We start from the raw sequence: 17,133 nt of genomic DNA on the forward strand, positions 1-17,133 counted from the left end.
TCTACGTCACATTGCGAGGGGTCAGTGTGACCTGTATCGCACTGTCCGACCAAATTAGATGGTCAAAGCCGTCTTGCGCAATACGTACGCCTCCACTTTTTTGGGACGACCGTGCCGTCAGTCGGCAGAATTGACGTCCGCGCCGGTCGTCGCGCTTTCACAGTTCTGGGATCGCCCGTGGCGAGCCCACGTTTTTGCGACGTCGTTAGTCTGTAGGTCATGCCGGACAGTCCACCGCCGACCCCGCCTCCGCGGACGGTGACGGTGATCAAGCTCGCCTGGTGCGTTCTGCTGGCCAGCGTGATCACCGCGGCGTTGATGTTTCCGGTCGTCGGTGGCTTCGGCCTGGTGTCCAATCGGGCCTCCGACGTGGTTGCCAACGGTTCGGCGCAACTCGTCGAGGGCGAGGTGCCGCAGGTGTCGACGATGGTCGACGCCAAGGGCAACGTGATCGCCTGGCTCTACAACCAGCGCCGCTTCGAGGTGCCCACCGACCAGATCGCCAACACGATGAAGCTGGCGATCGTCTCGATCGAGGACAAACGGTTCGCCGAACACAACGGCGTCGACTGGCAGGGCACGCTCACCGGGCTGTCCGGTTACCTGTCGGGCAATCTGGACACGCGTGGCGGTTCGACGATCGAGCAGCAGTACGTCAAGAACTATCAACTGCTGGTGATCGCCCAGACCGACGCCGAGAAGCGCGCCGCCGTCGAGACCACCCCGGCCCGCAAGCTGCGCGAGATCCGGATGGCGCTGACGCTGGACAAGACGTTCACCAAACCCGAGATCCTGACGCGCTATCTGAACCTGGTGTCGTTCGGCAACGGCGCCTTTGGTGTGCAGGACGCCGCGCAGACGTACTTCGGGGTCAACGCGTCGGAGTTGAACTGGCAGCAGGCCGCTCTGCTGGCGGGCATGGTCCAGTCGACCAGCACGCTGAACCCCTACACCAACCCCGAGGGTGCGCTGGCACGGCGAAACCTGGTGTTGGACACCATGATCCAGAACATCCCCGAGGAAGCAGCGGCGTTGCGGGCGGCCAAGGAGGAGCCGCTGGGTGTCCTCCCGCAGCCCAAGGAACTGCCGCGCGGCTGTATCGCCGCCGGCGACCGCGCGTTCTTCTGCGACTACGTGCTCGAATATCTGGCGCGCGCGGGCATCAGCAAGGAACAGGTCGCCAGGGGCGGATACCTGATCAGGACCACCCTCGACCCCGACGTCCAAGGTCCGGTGAAGGCGGCGGTGAACCAGTTCGCCGCCCCTGACCTCGACGGTGTGGCCAGCGTGATGAGCGTGATCAAGCCCGGCAAGGAATCGCATCCGGTGCTGGCGATGGCCAGCAGCCGCACCTACGGGCTCAACCTCGATGCCGGTGAGACCATGCAGCCGCAACCGTTCTCCTTGGTAGGTGACGGTGCCGGGTCGACGTTCAAGCTGTTCACCACCGCGGCGGCCTTGGAGATGGGGATGGGCATCAACGCCCAGCTCGACGTGCCCGCGCAGTTCCAGGCCAAGGGCCTGGGCAGCAGCGACACCCCGGGTTGCCCGGCCGCGACGTGGTGTGTGAAGAACGCGGGCGGTTACCGCGGCACCATGAACATCACCGACGCGTTGGCCACCTCACCCAACACGGCTTTCGCGAAATTGATCTCGCAGGTCGGCGTGCAGCGCAGCGTCGACATGGCGGTCCGGCTGGGACTGCGCTCCTACGCGCTGCCGGGCACCGCGCGCGACTACGACCCCGACAGCAACGAGAGCCTGGCCGACTTCATCAAGCGGCAGAACCTCGGCTCGTTCGTGCTGGGACCGATCGAGATCAACGCGCTCGAGTTCTCCAACGTCGGAGCGACGCTGGCCTCCGGCGGCGTGTGGTGCCCGCCGAATCCGATCGCCCAGGTCATCGACCGGCACGGCGAGGAAGTGTCGGTCACCACGGAGACCTGCGAGCAGGCGGTGCCCGAGGGCCTGGCGAACACGCTGGCCAACGCCATGAGCAAGGACGACGAGGGGGCGGGCACCGCCGCGGGAGCGGCCGGTTCGGTCGGCTGGGACCTGCCGATGTCGGGTAAGACCGGCACCACCGAGGCCCACCGCTCGTCGGCCTTCCTCGGCTTCACCAACACCCTCGCCGCCGGGAACTACATCTACGACGACTCCACCGCACCCGGTGAACTGTGCTCGTTCCCGCTGCGCAAGTGCGGGTACGGCAACCTGTACGGCGGTAACGAACCGGCCAGGACGTGGTTCGCCGCTATGAAACCGATCGCCAACAACTTCGGCGAGGTACGGCTGCCCCCGACCGATCCGCGCTACGTCGAGGGCGGACCCGGCTCGCGGGTGCCCAGCGTTTCGGGCCTGACCGAGAGCGCGGCCCGACAGCGGTTGCGTGACTCCGGCTTCCAGGTCGCCGACCAAGCGTCCTCGGTGAACAGCAATGCGCCACGGGGCTCCGTGGTCGGCACGACCCCGGGCGGCCAGACGGTTCCGGGGTCGATCATCACGATCCAGGTCTCCAACGGCATTCCGCCGGCCCCGCCACCGCCTCCGCCCGGCGCGATACCCGGCCTGCCAGCGCCGGTCGGCCAGACGGTGGTCGAGATTCCCGGGCTGCCGCCGATCACCGTGCCGGTGCTCGGGCCCCCTCCGCCTGCGCCACCGCCTCCACCGTGATCGGTGTGCAGTTGCCCACGCCCGAGCGGTCGAGAGCGCTTCGTCGGGGCCACTGGCAGTAGGCTCTGCAGCATGTCCGCCCGTTCGACGACGATCCTGAAGAACTCCGCCGCGGCGTCCGCAGGCGCGCTGGTCGCCGGCATCGGCTACGCAGCGATGATCGAGCGCAACGCCTTCGTGGTGCGAGAAGTGACGATGCCGGTACTGGCACCCGGGTCCTCACCGTTGAAGGTGCTGCACATCAGCGACATTCACATGCGTCCCGGACAGCGGCGCAAGCAGGCCTGGCTGCGCGAGCTGGTCGCCTTGGAACCCGATCTCGTGATCAACACCGGCGACAACCTCGCCCACCCCAAGGCCGTGCCCGCTGTAGTGCAGTCACTGTCGGAGTTGCTGTCGATCCCGGGGCTGTTCGTGTTCGGCAGCAACGACTATTTCGGGCCGACGCCGAAGAACCCGCTCAACTACATCACCCGGCCCGGCCATCGCGTCCACGGCGAACCGCTGCCGTGGCAGGACCTGCGGGCGGCGTTCACCGAGCGTGGCTGGCTGGACCTGACCCACACCCGCCGCGAGTTGGAGGTGCGCGGCCAGCTGATCGCGGCCGCAGGCGTCGACGACCCACATCTGTCTCGGGACCGCTACGAGACCGTCGCCGGTCCGGCCAGTCCCGCCGCGAACCTCACCCTGGGGCTGACCCATTCGCCTGAGCCACGGGTCCTCGACCGGTTCGCGGCCGACGGCTATCAGCTGGTGATGGCGGGCCACACTCACGGCGGCCAGTTGTGCCTGCCGTTCTACGGCGCCCTCGTCACCAACTGCGGCCTGGACCGGTCGCGGGCCAAGGGCCCGTCGCGCTGGGGTGCGCACACCCTACTGCACGTCTCGGCGGGCATCGGCACCTCGCCGTACGCCCCCCTGCGGTTCTGCTGCCGTCCCGAGGCCACGCTGCTGACACTGGTCGCTACCCCGATCGGCGGTCAGGACGCAGACGTTCGGGCGGGCACGTCCCATCCGAGCGTCGCGGTGCGGTGACCGACAAGGCCCTCACCGCAAGCCGGAGTAGCCCACGCGCGTGGGTCGACGACGCCGTCCGGTTGATCGAGGCCGACGCGCGCCGTAGCGCAGACACCCACCTGTTGCGCTATCCGTTGCCGTCGGCCTGGTGTGACGGCTGCGATCTGCAGCTGTATCTGAAGGACGAGACGACCCACATCACCGGCAGCCTCAAGCACCGGCTGGCGCGGTCGCTGTTCCTTTACGCGCTGTGCAACGGGTGGATCGACGAGAACACCACGATCATCGAGGCGTCGTCGGGGTCGACCGCGGTGTCCGAGGCGTACTTCGCGGCGCTGCTCGGCCTGCCGTTCATCGCCGTGATGCCGTCTTCGACGAGCACCAGCAAGATCGCATTGATCGAATCTCAGGGCGGCCGTTGCCATTTCGTCGCCGAGTCCAGTCAGGTGTATGCCGAGGCCGAACGGCTCGCCGAAGCCACCGGCGGACACTACATCGATCAGTTCACCAACGCCGAGCGGGCCACCGACTGGCGCGGCAACAACAACATCGCCGAGTCGATCTTCGAGCAGATGCGTGACGAAGCGCACCCCGTGCCCGACTGGATCGTGGTAGGCGCGGGCACCGGCGGGACGAGCGCCACCATCGGCCGCTATATCCGCTACCGCCGCTACGCCACCCGACTCTGCGTGGTCGACCCGGAGAACTCGGCCTTCTTCCCGTCCTACGCGCAGGGCCGCGGTGACGTCGTCACCGGTATGTCGTCGCGCATCGAGGGAATCGGCCGACCGCGGGTGGAGCCGTCGTTTCTGCCTGGCGTGGTCGACCGAATGGTCGTCGTACCGGACGCCGCGTCGGTTGCCGCGGCCCGGCACGCCAGCACGGTACTGGGCCGACGGGTGGGACCGTCGACGGGGACGAACCTCTGGGGGGCGTTCGGCCTGCTGGCCGAGATGAGGAATGAGGGTCGCAGCGGATCAGTGGTGACACTGCTCGCCGACAGCGGTGACCGCTACGCGGAGACCTACTTTTGCGACGAGTGGCTGACCAGCCAGGGGTTGGACCCCTCGGAGTTCGCGTCGGTGTTGGCCGAGTTCGAACGCTCGGGGCGCTGGCCCTGATCGTCGTCACCGCCGATCAGCGGGCCGTCGGAGGTGAGGAACAGCCACACCGCGGCGAGAACGAAGAAACCCAGGTAGATGGATGCGCCTAAGCCAGTCATCTTGTCCTCGCTTCGTCGATTGCTTTCATGATGGACAACGCCGCCGACAAGTCGTTGCTTCCCGCGGCGTGTCGCAAATCACGGCTTCCGCCGAGCACTTATGCCGTCGCGAGGCGTACACCAGGGTCGCGATCCGGTGGCGGATCGCAGCCCTGGTGTAGCTCTCGCGAACGGGGAAGGCCGCACCCTTTAGGCGTTTGGCTCAGCGACCCGCTGGTGCGATACGCTGTCGTGGCTTCACGCGGGGTGTGGCGCAGCTTGGTAGCGCGCTTCGTTCGGGACGAAGAGGTCGTGGGTTCGAATCCCGCCACCCCGACTCGTGTGACTGCAGGTAGAAGGCCCTGACTGGTTCTCCAGTTCGGGGCCTTCTTTCGTTCCAGTCCGCAGTTGGTCCGCAGCAGCTTTTAGGGACTTGGTTCGCGCGTCGTCCAAAGCCGCGGAAACCATCTCCAAATCATCTGGGAACAGGTCGGCGTAAGTGTCCAGGGTCAGCACCGCCGAGGCGTGCCCCAGCATGGTCTGCACGGCTTTGACATTGGCGCCGGCACTGATGGCAAGGGATGCGGCGGTGTGACGGAGATCGTGCGGAGTTACGACTGGGAAGGTCGCATCCTTCTCGAGGACCCGCTTGACCGCTTTGTTGAAGACTCGGCGGCGCCAGTTCGACACTCTCAGAACTCCGCCTTCGGGCGCGGCGAAGATGAGGTCATCGGGCTTCTTCCCAATCATCAGGACGGCCAGTTCGTCAGCAAGAAATGCGGGGAAAGGCACCATCCGCTGCTCGTACGACTTGGGTGACGACCACTCCAGTTGCCCTTCGACCTCTGTCACGGACTCCCGGACGTGGATGCGACGTCGAAGCATCTTCGCGTCACCGACGCGCAGCGCCGCCATTTCTCCCCAGCGCAGACCGGTGTAGGCCAAGAAGCGCACGACCGTCGCATCCGGCCCGACTTCAATCGCGAGCTGCTCCACCTGGCGGTGCGTCAGGTAGCCGCGCGGCCGCCGCTTGCGGCGGGGAAGCTTGATTCCCGTGCATGGATTGCGCGCAATCCGTCGGTCCTCGACCGCCATCTCCAGCACCTGACGCAAGATGCCGACGGCATTCTCGACTGTGGCGGCACCAGAACCCGAGGACGTCATCGAGTGGACCCAGGCACGCACGTCCGTCGTCTGCACGTCGGCGACAGCCACCGCTGACCAACGAGGCTCGACGTACACCGGCCAGGTGTACCTCCGAGTCGACGCGGTGGTTTTCTTGAGATGGCTCTGCGTTCCGACCCATTTCGCATACAGTTCGCCGACGCTCACACGGCCCGCCTTCGGCGCGACGTAGGCGCCGGTCACCTGCATGGCGGTGATCTCGTCGAGCCAAGCCTGAGCATCCACCTTCCGCTCGAAGGACCTGGTGTTCTCCTGCCCCTGGTCGTCGACGTAACGGGCCAGCCAGCGACGCCCTTTGTTGGCCCGCGCTGTGGGGCTGCCGTCTGCCCGCCGCCAACGATCCTCGACGCCGGCCCGGCGGTTACGTCTTTGCATAGTCCGCTCCTCCGTCACCGTAAGTGTGCCACTGAGCGCCGACAGCTACTGACAAGAAACGGATTTCACCAAATCAAGACCAAAGTTGGCTGTGGTGGTGGACGGATCGACTTCTCTGGTGTCACCGTTGGCTCAGTTGAACCGACTGTGATTCAGGAGGAATGTGATGGAATTGCTTGGAGCTAAACAGGTATCGCAGATGATCGGTGTCCCGGTTGGGACACTGCGGTACTGGAGACACTCGGATATCGGACCGGCGAGCTTCACCTTGGGCCGCCGTGTCGTGTATCGGCGCGATGAGGTTCTTAGGTGGATTTCGCAGCAGGAGAGCGCAACCCGACGCGGAGGCGGCGACGCTGCATGAGGCCCGCATATGAGAAAGACCCCGGGGGCTAGCCGAGGTCTTTCGTTCGAACCACCCGATCGCTCAACCGGAAGTTCCTCATGAGAATAGCCCGTCATGCCCGCCCGCAGAAGCACCGCAGGCAGGAAACCCTATGAGTGCCAACAACGAAAGCGACAAGAAGTCCGTCGCCGCGCGCCTGGTCTGCATGGCGCAAGAGCGGTACCTCCTCGGCGTCTCCGAAGACGGAGAGCCCTTCGGCGCTGACCGAACCCGGCCTCATCTGGCGATTCTGCTGCGCGCGGGCAAGGCCGGCCTACGCGCCCAACTCGCCTCCCGCTATTTCGCGGAGACCGGCGCCGTGGCCGGCGGCCAGGCCCTCACCGACGCCACCCTGGTCCTCGAAGGCCTGGCCGCCAACCAGAGACCTGAGAAGCTGCATCTCCGCATCGCTGAACACCGAGGAATCAGCTACATCGACACCGGACGAAGCGACGGGAAAGTCATTCGCATCCACCGCGGCGCCTGGTCGATCATCGACACTGCCCCGGTACGGTTCTTGCGCACCAAGCTGACAGCGGCGATGCCGCTACCGCCCCCATCCGGCGATGTGAACGGATTGTGGGATTTCATCAACATCGCCTTTGAAGACCGTCCCGTGTTGCTCGCAGCGCTCATCGCCGCATTGATTCAGTGCGATGTGCCGCATCCGGTCCTGGCGCTCTTCGCCGAGCAAGGCAGCGCCAAGACCACGACAACGCGCATGCTGGTCGACCTCATCGACCCCGCCCCCGTTGCGCTGCGCCAGCCGCCTCGCGACGCCGAATCCTGGGTGACCGCCGCCGCCGGCTCGTGGGTTGTCGCCCTCGACAACCTGTCAGCGATCCCGCCTTGGTTGTCGGACTCGCTGTGCCGCGCCGCCACCGGCGACGGCAACGTCAAACGCGCGCTCTACACCGATGCTGACTTGGCCGTGGTCAAGTTTCGGCGCTGCGTCATCATCAATGGCATCGACGTCGGAGCGGTGCGACCCGACCTCGCCGAACGCATGGCGATGATCGACTTGCGACGCATAGAGCGTCACATGCGACAGCCGGAGGCCACGATGCGACAACTGTGGCATGCGGCTCTACCTGGCATTTTGAGTGGACTACTCGAACTGGCCGCGACTGTTCATCACCGTCTGGAAACGCTGGTGATAGATGATGCGCCACGGATGGCGGACTTCGGTCGCGTGCTGGCGGCGGTCGACCAGGTTTTGTCGACTGATGGCTTACGGCGCTACACCTCACGCGCGGACCAACTCTCGGAGGACAGCCTGGCAGGCAACCCGTTCATCGATCGGCTGCGCCAGCACGTCCGAGAACCGTTACGCAGCCAGTCCGGCGCTGACCTACACACCGCCGTAACCCCTGCTGGCGACCATTGGCGACGCCCGAAGGAATGGCCCCGCAACGGCCGCGAGGTGACAAGTCTGCTCCGCAGACACGCACCGGCGCTGCGGAAACTGGGATGGGTGATCGAAGACGACGGGGCCCGCAACCATCGCAACGTTCTGCTCTGGACGATCTATCCGCCGTCCGAAGATGTCGCGGTCCTCCGAGCCTCGCAATCCTCGCACCCCTCGCTGCGACGGCCCACCCCTTCCTCGATCACTGTCGCTGAGAACCACGCGGCTCGCCCTGACGACGAACGCCACGACGACCTCTCCGCGTAGCAATCCCACATTCGACGAGTTGTCAGTGCCTACGGGCATTATCAGGACAAGCCGTAAGGGAGCAGCCGCGATGAGTCTTGACGACGATCTGGAGAAACTGGCCACCGCCGCGATCAGCGACTGGCCCGAGATCACCTTGTGCGGCCAACTCGATGCCGCGATCCAAGGCCTCTATCGAACACATCTGCCGTTCCCACCCTCCTGGACCCCCGACGAACACGAGGAGTTCATCAAGGAACACGCCGACACCGACGCACAACAGCTGGCCACCCAATTCGACGACACCATCGACACCGTGGTCGACGACTTCGGCCGACAGAACGGCTACCTACCGCAGAGTGAAGATGCATCAGAGGTGATCTCCGCCGCACGCAAGACCATGGTCTACGAGTTACTGGCCAGCATCGAACATACGAAAGGTGAACTCGCCCGGCTGACGATCCACACTGCAGGCCGTAGCGCAGCCAGCATGACCGGATGCAGCCCCGCCGCACGACGATCGCATAGAAACACAATCCGCAGGCTTCGCCGAATGACGTGACTTCTCACCAATCGCGGTGCGGATGAACAGCATTGGACAGGTCACGGGCGGCCATCAAGGTAACACGATCCAGCTTCTTGAGTCGGGCTTGCTCTGCTACCCGAGCGAGCACCCTCCGTAGCGCCTCACCGTCTTCCAAGACGTCGCTGGCGGCATCCATCGGTGCGTCGGGTCGGTCTGGGTCGGGCGTTCCTTCAGGTTGCTTCTGCGGTGCAGCGGCTTTCGGGACTTCGATCACGCGAATAGGCTCCCCGAAGCGCTCCGCCGCCATGCGGGCCGCCGATGCGTCCCGACGACAGGTATCCGTGCAATACAGCCGGCGGCGGCCACGCCGGGGCGAAGCTTCCTCATCAAGCATCACCGCTTCGCAGCGAACACACCGAGTCGGATCGTAAGCACCATTCCCGCTTGCCCCGCACGCAGTCCTCTCGACACCGTCGGAAGTCGGATCAACGCCCACGTCAGCCTCCGCGACTTCGGTATCACCGGATTTCGACCGTGCGGCCCTCGAACGTATTGGCCCGGGTCCACCCTTGCCTTCGGCCCGCGCCCGACGTAGCTCGGACTGGATATCGCGGACATCGACACCGACAAGCTGAGCGACCTGCGCAACGGTCAGTCCACGGCCACGCATCTGCCCGACCAACGCCAACAGACTACAAAAGTGACCTGCCCGACGCTTTACCGCATCGGCGCGGATATTCTCCGCCGCCTGGTCGAAGCGCCGACGTTCCCACGTATCGACAGCGCCGACTCGGTGCAGCGCTGCGCGGATAGACTCGGCATCAGCCGCATTGACGAGATCACGCCGGGCCCCATCCTCGTTCTTCTTGCGCTGTCGTTCGACCGCTCGAAGTCTCGCCTTCAGCGTCTCGTTCGCACCCATTCCTGCAACCTACGAACCAACGGACGGAATAGTCCACCACCACAGCCACATTGGCGATCTGTTTAGACCCTTGGAATAGAGACGTGTCCGTAGACAAGCTCGAGAAGTCGCGAAACCACACCACATCTGTGCCGAACGCACCTGCGATTCGTCGACCTGATCCTCACGGCCATCAAGGTCGCCAATCGTGATCAGGCGAGCTAGTTCAATTCCGAAAAGAACATCACGCAGCGGATCTCGTCGATCGAGACGTCCTCCCCAAGCGCAGCGGCCGAGGCAATGAAGTCGAGATCAGCACCGTGATCGTGCGCCAGCTTGACCGCAGTTCCGTAGTCGATCAGCGATTGCATGAGCCTCCCGACAGCGGCAGTAACTTCCTCGTCGTTCGCCACACGCGGAGCCCCCGAGCGATGCCCGTCGTCCCACACGTCATCCCACACGTCGGCAGTGGACAGGACAGTCGCCTGCCGCATACGGCCTATCGCGCTCACCAGGGCGACTCGCTCCATCACCACACGTCTGGAACTCATCAACTCCCCTGCCGCCTCAAGCGCTGTCGCCCTTTTCGCTTTCTTCGACTTCTTCGCCATGGCCGAACACTAGGTTCACGGCGAACCTCCGGGCCACCACCTCAGCCACATTCGACATGTACCAATTTCCGCATGCCCGCACGGGCCGTCCTCAAGTACCGAACCTCGAACCGCCAGATACCGCAACGGGTCTACTCGCTCACGCAATCAGTCGCGTCCACCTCCGTCCTCCCAACAGACCACATTGGCCGCCACCTCGCGCCCACACACCTCTTGCATTCTGGGCGGTGATCCGCTGATTTTCGACGGACGGAATTCGTTCTCCGGTTCACGCGGCCCAGGTGACTGGCGCGAATTCATGTACCGCTCGGACCCGATGTGGATAGAGGCCGTGGTTCAGCACCGAGATTCGTACACCATGGCGCACCATGCGCATCGAGAGTCGTCGGGCAGTCGAAATCCCTCTGCGAGCACGTCAACGGCACAACCTGCCACACGAAGTCGGCGTACCGGCGCTGTTGAACCCGGCGCCTCCTCATTTCTCGGTCAAGACACTTACGGCGGGGACGTCCCGAGCTGTCTACGGGCGGATCCTCCGCCGATATGGTTGATGTCCTGGCTACTACTCAGGGATCAAATCTTTCCGCGGTCGAACGTACTTCGCATCCGGCTCTTGCCTGCGATCGGAGTTGGGTTAAACGGCTCCACCTTGAGCATTTGAGGGATGCTGTGGTTGCCGACAGAGCCGCCCCGTGCCGGTATCAGGTGACTATCTGCCTAGACGGACGGCGCGGCCCGTCTGACCGCCGCGTGGTTCTGGGCTTCGCCTGGTCGCCACCGTAATCCCTGGTCTTACAGTGGGCGGCGAGGAAATCGTCGACGATGTTCGCGCAGTCCTTGTGGGTTACGGTGCGAATCCCGGTCATGCGTGCGAAGGCCAGCGGGCCGACGAGTTGGCACAGCGCCAATTCAAGGTCGAAGTCGTCGAGTTCGGCTCGAGCTTTATCGCCGTTGAGTAGCGCGTCGAACGGTTGTCGGTACTGATCGACGACTCGGGCCCGCAGAGCCCCGGATGCGTGGCGATCGTCGGTCTCGTCTTTGGCGCCGGTCGGCCCGAGTGAGAGCCATGCCAGGGTGGTGACGTGCAGCGGGGCGTCGTTGAACAGGGCGGCTTGGCGGCTGAGCAGCTCAATCAGTTGATCGCGCAGGGAACCGCTGGTCGGTGCCGGTGTGGTCACCTGCGGCAGCAGCCGCTCAAACGTCGCGGCAAGCAGATGCGACGAGCTCTGAAAATGCCGATAAAGGGTGGTACGGGCAACCTTGGATGCTTTGGTGACAGCATCGATGGTGACGGCCTCGACGCCTCCGGTGCTCAGAAGCGTTGCGGCAGCGTCTAATAACCGGTTGCGTGACCGTATCCGCCGCGGGTCGATGTCGTCATCATCGTGCAGGGATGGCTGACTGCTGTCGCTCACGGGGTCACCTCGGCGGTCGATTTCAGGCGATGTCGCGCACAGCAGTCTAGCAGTTGTGGTACCAAGAGTATCGCAGCGAAACTAGATGTACCGGGAGTGTCCTCGTGCCAGATAGTGCAGTGCCGTCGGAACGGCTACCTTCGCACACCCCGACGTGCATGGGGTGCGGCCCGGCCAACCCACATGGCCTGCATTTGGAGGTCCACCGCAGTGCGGATTCGGTGTATGCCGATGTCACGTTCGACGAGCGTCACATTGGAGCCCCGGGCTTGGCGCATGGTGGGGCGGTGGCCGCTGCCTGCGATGACGTGCTGGGCTTTACGTTGTGGATCGCCGGAACCCCGGCGGTGACGCGCACTCTGACGGTGGAGTACCTGCAGCCAGTGCCGTTGCATCAGCCCCACCGGATCACCGCGCACATCAGCGCCCGTGAGGGGCGGGCGCTGCATATTGCGGCGACCGGGACCTGTGAGGGGGTCACCCGGTTCACTGCGAGCGCAGTGTTCGTTGTGGTCGACACCGCGCATTTCGCCGCTCACGGCGATGTCAGCGGTTTCGGTGAGATCTTCGAGCAGTTCTCGCGCCGCAGCGGCGTCAACGGCCAAACGCCGTGACTGTCGCCAGCGCTCGGGTGAGCAGCAATCCCGCGCAGAATCAGGCCAGTCCGGCTTCCGACCAGGCCCACGCAGCTGAGGTGCCGCGTTCGCGTGCCTCGGCGCGTCGCCGCGAAGCGATCATGGATGCCGCGCTGGCTGTTGCTGCCACGGGCGGTTACGACGCGGTCCACATGCGGACAGTCGCCGAGCGAGTCGGTATCGCCGTGGGCACTCTATACCGCTATTACCCCGCCAAAACCCACCTGCTGGTGGCAGCGCTGACCCGAGAATTTCAGCGCCTCGACGTCTCCGGCGACTGGTCAAGCGGTGCCGGCACACCGCAACAGCGATTGGATCGACTGACCGCCCACCTACACGACCGGTGGCAGCGCGACCCGCTGCTGACCGACGCCATGACCCGGGCCTTCGCCGTCGCAGACACCCGCGCCGCTGCGGAGCTCGACCGCGCCGCCGCAACGATTGAAATCCTGCTGGCCCGCACCCTCGGGGGTGGCGAGCCGACACCGGCAGATCTGTGTGTCGCCGGCGTTATCTCCGACATCTGGCTGGCCAACCTCGTTGCCTTCATCAGTGGGCGCGTGTCGGCAGCCGATACCCGCGATCGCATCGACCGGGCCACCCGCAGAGTCATCGACAGGGCGGCCCCGAGCACAACCGCACCGTAACGCTACTTCTGGTATCGCAGCGATACCTGTCGTACTCTTCAGGTACGGCTCAACGATGCGTCGAAGGAGAAGGCCATGTACACCCAATGGATTGAAGACTGTGTCGTGCAACGTGTCTCTGTGCGCGACGGCTTGGTGTTGGACCTTGACGACTACAACGAGGTCGTGATCTCGCGCCCCTTGCTGCTCACCCTGCCTGCGGCCGGCCGCTTTCCTACCGAGGCGGTACTCATCAACCCCTTGCGGATCCCGGTGCATGAGCGCCCGCTGCTCAATCTGGCCGGCGCTGTGTGCACCCAGGCCTGGTCTGGTGACGACGGAGGTCTACATCTGGCCTTCTCCCGTGGGCACCGCATCGACGTCGATCCCGACGAGCAGGTCACCGCATGGGAGCTGTACGGAAAACGACATGGATACATGGCATGCCTACCTCAGGGGCGAGTCCGTGTGGTCCGGCACGACATCCCCGACGACGACGACGCCAACATCGTGAACCGACGATAGGCCCGCTCCAGCTGGCGCCGACCAACTGCGAACCACTTCGCTACATGCTGTAGCGTAGCGATACTGACAGTATCGTCGACCAGGGGAGGTTCGGTGACCGACCGCACGACAGGCTCCTCGACAGCACCTGCCGCCCCAACTCGCCGGCGTGACAGCCCTTCCGCCGATCCCGCACACAGCCGCGAGTACAGCGCCCGGCTGGCAGCGCTGGGCCGATTCACAGTGCGGCACAAAGCATTAACCATCGGGGTGTGGATCGGCGCCGCCATCATCCTGGCGCTGCTGTTCCCGCAGCTGGAGACGGTGGTGCGGCAGCAGTCGGTGGATCTGATACCGCGCGACGCCCCGTCCCTGCAGACGGTGGAGCGGATGAGCACGGCCTTCGGCGAGCAAGGGTCGAAAACCGTGCTGATTGTGGCCATGGAAGATCCTGCCGGGCTGACCCCTGCGGCCCAGCAGCGCTACGACCGCCTTCTGGAGCGGCTGCGCGCTGACAGTGAGCACGTGTTGCTGGTGCAGGATCTGCTGGCCGATCCGGTCACGAAAACCCAAGCCGTCAGCGCCGACGGCAAATCGTGGTATCTGCCGGTCGGAGTGACCGGCACGCTGGGTGACCCCACGGCCGCCGAGTCAGTCAAGGCGGTGCGTGACATCACCGCCGAGGTGTTCAGCGACTCCACCACCACCGCGCACGTCACCGGACCGCCGGCGACGTTCAGCGACATGATCGCCTCCGCCGAGCACGATCTGCTGTTGATCTCGATCGCCACCGCCGGCATGATCGCCCTGATCCTGCTGATCGTCTACCGGTCGGTGTTCACCGCACTGTTGCCGCTGCTGGTCATCGGACTGAGCCTGGCCGTCGGGCGCGGCGTACTGTCCGCGCTCGGCGAGATGGGTATGCCGGTGTCCCAATTCACCGTCGCGTTCATGACCGCGATCCTGCTCGGCGCCGGCACCGACTACACCGTGTTCCTGATCAGCCGCTACCACGAGCAGCGCCGCGCACAGGTGCCGGCGGATCAGGCCATCATCCACGCCACCGCCAGCATCGGCCGCGTAATCCTGGCCTCAGCAGCCACTGTCGCACTCGCCTTCCTGGCGATGGTGTTCGCCCGCTTGAGTGTGTTCGCCGCCCTGGGCCCGGCGTGCGCCATCGCCGTTCTCTTCGGTTTCCTGGCCACAGTCACCCTGCTGCCACCAGTGCTGGCGCTGGCAGCTAAACGTGGCATCGGTGAACCCAAATCCGATCGCACCCGTCGCTACTGGAACAGTGTCGCCGTGGCGGTGGTGCGCCGCCCGGTGCCGCTGCTGATCGTCAGCCTCGTCATCCTGCTCGCACTGTCCGCGGTAGCCGTGACCATCAAAATCAGCTACGACGACCGCAAAGGCCAACCTGCCACCACCGCCAGCAACCAGGGCTATCAGCTGCTGGACCGCCACTTCCGAAAAGACGTCGTCATCACCGAATTCCTCGTCGTCGAGAGCCCCACCGACATGCGCACCGGCAAGGGACTGGCCGACCTCGACGAAATGGCGTCCCGCGTCTCCCAGGTTCCCGGTGTCACCAAAGTCTCCGGTGTCACCCGCCCCACCGGGGAACGCCTCGATCAAGCGCAACTGGCCTGGCAAAACGGTCAAATCGGAGACAAGATGGCCGGCGCAGTCGCCGACGGCAACGCCCGCCGAGACGACCTCACCAAACTCACCGACGGCGCCGATCAACTCGCCGGCGGACTGGCCCAACTCGACACCACCGTGCGCACCGCCCTAGCCCCCCTGGCGGGAATCCTCACTCAAGCCCAATCCGCCGGCACTCAGGTCAACCAGTTCCGACCACTGCTGCAACAACTGTCAGCGACCGCCCCTGCGGTCGATCAGGCCATCCAATCCGGCCCAGGACTACGCCCCCTGGCCGACCAGGCACAACACGCGATCACCACTTTGGAGCCGCTCGTGGGTGCCCTCAACACCTCGCCGTGGTGTGCCACCACACCCCAATGCGCCCAGATCCGCGACCAAGTACAGATCCTGATCACACTGCGCAACAGCGGATTCTTCAACCAGATCGCCGACCTCGGCGACCGCTATGACCCCGCCAGCAATGCCACCGTCGCCGGAACACTCACCACCGTCCAGAACGCCGTCACCTCACTCGACAAGGCCTTCGGGGCCCTCGGAAACCCCGCTGACCTGGCCGGCAACCTGCGCCGCCTACAAGACGGGATCGGCCAACTCGCCTCCGGCGCCCAAGCGTTGGCCACCGGTGTGCGCACCCTGGCCGACAGCAACATCGACATGCTCTCCGGGATGAGCCAGATCGCCACCCAGCTACAAAACTCCGCACGCGCGGCCCAGGACTCCGACTCATCAAGCGGTTTCTACCTGCCCGCCAACGCCTTCGAGAACCGCCAATTCACCGACGTCGCCAAGCAATTCCTCTCACCCGACGGCAAAACAGCACGGTTCATGATCGAAACCAGCCACGACCCCTACAGCGTCGAAGCCATGGACCTCGCCAACCGCATCACCAACACCGCCAACACCGCACGGCCCAACACCTCGCTTTCTGACGCCACCGTCTCTGTCGCCGGCTTCCCAGCCGTCAATTCCGACATCCAACGGCTCCTGTGGGCAGACTTCGCCCAACTGGCCCTCGCCACCACCATCATTGTCGGCATCATCCTGGTGCTGCTGCTACGCGCACTACTGGCACCGATCTATCTTCTCGGCACCGTCCTGCTCAACTACCTCGCCTCGATCGGATTCGGCGTCCTGGTATTCCAATTGATCCTCGGCCACGAAATCGCCTGGCCCGTGCCTCTGTTGGCATTCATCATCCTCGTCGCCGTCGGCGCCGACTACAACATGCTGCTCGTTTCCCGGCTGCGCGAAGAATCCGGAAGTAACATCCGCGTCGGAGTCCTACGCACCGTCGCCAACACCGGCGCCGTCATCACCTCCGCCGGCCTCATCTTCGCCGCCAGCATGTTCGGCCTCATGGTCGGCTCAGTGGCCATCATGATCCAAGCCGGCCTCATCATCGGATTCGGACTACTGCTCGACACCTTCCTCGTACGCACCCTCACCGTGCCCGCCATCGCCACACTCCTACGCGAAGCCAGCTGGTGGCCCACCAAACCAAACACCAGCACAACCTGAACACCGCTTCGCGCCGTCGCCCATACGCGGGAAGTCAACAGGCATACGAATCAAAAAGGTGGCGACCGGCTGCCAACCAAACCCGTCAGCGTGGAATTCGCCCCGCCCGAATATGACCCCTACGCCAGTACAGCAGGCCGCTTATCGACGGACGATATTGCGTCCACACCCAATCGGGCACTGCGCAAGACACTGTTCTGCGAGGATTGCGAGGGCAATCAGCGGCATCGGTCCTTGCATTT

14 protein-coding genes, 1 tRNA gene and 1 pseudogene are annotated in these 17,133 nt (G+C 64.7%); 12 read left to right on the forward strand and 4 right to left on the reverse strand.

Annotated features, from left to right (window positions below):
• Nucleotides 1–219 precede the first annotated feature (219 nt).
• The 4 genes from ponA2 (at nucleotide 220) to CEX87_RS16610 (ending at nucleotide 5,228) form a co-directional block, all read left to right on the forward strand.
• On the forward strand, nucleotides 220–2,673 hold the full coding sequence (gene ponA2 / locus CEX87_RS16590; RefSeq protein WP_064419243.1) for a transglycosylase/D,D-transpeptidase PonA2: 2,454 nt from the start codon (nucleotides 220–222) through the stop codon (nucleotides 2,671–2,673).
• 72 nt (nucleotides 2,674–2,745) lie between these two features.
• Entirely contained in the window at nucleotides 2,746–3,708 is a 963-nt protein-coding gene (locus CEX87_RS16595) for a metallophosphoesterase (protein ID WP_094288129.1), read from the forward strand.
• On the forward strand, nucleotides 3,705–4,811 hold the full coding sequence (cds1, locus tag CEX87_RS16600; protein WP_064399338.1) for an L-cysteine desulfhydrase Cds1: 1,107 nt from the start codon (nucleotides 3,705–3,707) through the stop codon (nucleotides 4,809–4,811). The genes CEX87_RS16595 and cds1 overlap by 4 nt, the downstream gene beginning before the upstream one ends.
• Before the next feature lie 343 nt (nucleotides 4,812–5,154).
• Nucleotides 5,155–5,228 (forward strand) — tRNA-Pro (locus tag CEX87_RS16610).
• A gap of 209 nt (nucleotides 5,229–5,437) precedes the next feature.
• Here CEX87_RS16610 and CEX87_RS27625 read toward each other — a convergent pair.
• Nucleotides 5,438–5,845: pseudogene (locus tag CEX87_RS27625) on the reverse strand (tyrosine-type recombinase/integrase); the annotation flags it as partial.
• On the opposite strand from CEX87_RS27625, the gene CEX87_RS27630 reads away from it, so the two are divergent.
• The 4 genes from CEX87_RS27630 (at nucleotide 5,756) to CEX87_RS16630 (ending at nucleotide 9,052) form a co-directional block, all read left to right on the forward strand.
• Nucleotides 5,756–6,112: a hypothetical protein gene (locus CEX87_RS27630; RefSeq protein ID WP_233151409.1), complete on the forward strand. Its 357-nt coding sequence runs from the start codon at nucleotides 5,756–5,758 to the stop codon at nucleotides 6,110–6,112. The pseudogene CEX87_RS27625 and the gene CEX87_RS27630 overlap by 90 nt on opposite strands.
• A 505-nt stretch (nucleotides 6,113–6,617) precedes the next feature.
• Complete coding sequence (locus tag CEX87_RS16620; RefSeq protein WP_082948431.1) at nucleotides 6,618–6,815, forward strand: helix-turn-helix transcriptional regulator; 198 nt, start codon at nucleotides 6,618–6,620, stop codon at nucleotides 6,813–6,815.
• Nucleotides 6,816–6,948: 133 nt separating this feature from the next.
• The gene (locus CEX87_RS16625) at nucleotides 6,949–8,511 is read left to right on the forward strand and encodes an ATP-binding protein (protein WP_233151410.1); all 1,563 of its coding nucleotides are present in this window, start codon (nucleotides 6,949–6,951) and stop codon (nucleotides 8,509–8,511) included.
• Nucleotides 8,512–8,581: 70 nt separating this feature from the next.
• A complete protein-coding gene (locus CEX87_RS16630) occupies nucleotides 8,582–9,052 on the forward strand; it encodes a hypothetical protein (RefSeq protein WP_064918234.1) in 471 nt (156 codons plus the stop codon).
• Nucleotides 9,053–9,056: 4 nt separating this feature from the next.
• Here CEX87_RS16630 and CEX87_RS27125 read toward each other — a convergent pair whose 3' ends face one another.
• The 3 genes from CEX87_RS27125 to CEX87_RS16640 all read right to left on the reverse strand — a co-directional run bounded on the left by CEX87_RS27125 (nucleotide 9,057) and on the right by CEX87_RS16640 (nucleotide 11,943).
• Nucleotides 9,057–9,938 (reverse strand): hypothetical protein, encoded by an 882-nt coding sequence (locus CEX87_RS27125; protein WP_142301101.1) that lies wholly within the window; start codon nucleotides 9,936–9,938, stop codon nucleotides 9,057–9,059.
• 200 nt (nucleotides 9,939–10,138) lie between these two features.
• A complete protein-coding gene (locus CEX87_RS16635) occupies nucleotides 10,139–10,528 on the reverse strand; it encodes a hypothetical protein (RefSeq protein WP_094288130.1) in 390 nt (129 codons plus the stop codon).
• Nucleotides 10,529–11,229: 701 nt separating this feature from the next.
• A complete protein-coding gene (locus CEX87_RS16640) occupies nucleotides 11,230–11,943 on the reverse strand; it encodes a TetR/AcrR family transcriptional regulator (RefSeq protein ID WP_094288131.1) in 714 nt (237 codons plus the stop codon).
• Between the two features lie 104 nt (nucleotides 11,944–12,047).
• Between CEX87_RS16640 and CEX87_RS16645 the strand changes: the two genes are divergently transcribed.
• The 4 genes from CEX87_RS16645 (at nucleotide 12,048) to CEX87_RS16660 (ending at nucleotide 16,891) form a co-directional block, all read left to right on the forward strand.
• Nucleotides 12,048–12,557 (forward strand): PaaI family thioesterase, encoded by a 510-nt coding sequence (locus tag CEX87_RS16645; protein WP_059161836.1) that lies wholly within the window; start codon nucleotides 12,048–12,050, stop codon nucleotides 12,555–12,557.
• The gene (locus CEX87_RS16650; RefSeq protein ID WP_094288132.1) at nucleotides 12,554–13,225 is read left to right on the forward strand and encodes a TetR/AcrR family transcriptional regulator; all 672 of its coding nucleotides are present in this window, start codon (nucleotides 12,554–12,556) and stop codon (nucleotides 13,223–13,225) included. The genes CEX87_RS16645 and CEX87_RS16650 overlap by 4 nt, the downstream gene beginning before the upstream one ends.
• A 75-nt stretch (nucleotides 13,226–13,300) precedes the next feature.
• A complete protein-coding gene (locus CEX87_RS16655; RefSeq protein WP_064918267.1) occupies nucleotides 13,301–13,729 on the forward strand; it encodes a DUF6188 family protein in 429 nt (142 codons plus the stop codon).
• 93 nt (nucleotides 13,730–13,822) lie between these two features.
• A complete protein-coding gene (locus CEX87_RS16660) occupies nucleotides 13,823–16,891 on the forward strand; it encodes an MMPL/RND family transporter (protein ID WP_094288134.1) in 3,069 nt (1,022 codons plus the stop codon).
• Nucleotides 16,892–17,133: the final 242 nt, after the last annotated feature.

Origin of the sequence: Mycobacterium lehmannii (assembly GCF_002245535.1) — a bacterium.
Taxonomy (GTDB): Bacteria; Actinomycetota; Actinomycetes; order Mycobacteriales; family Mycobacteriaceae; genus Mycobacterium; species Mycobacterium lehmannii.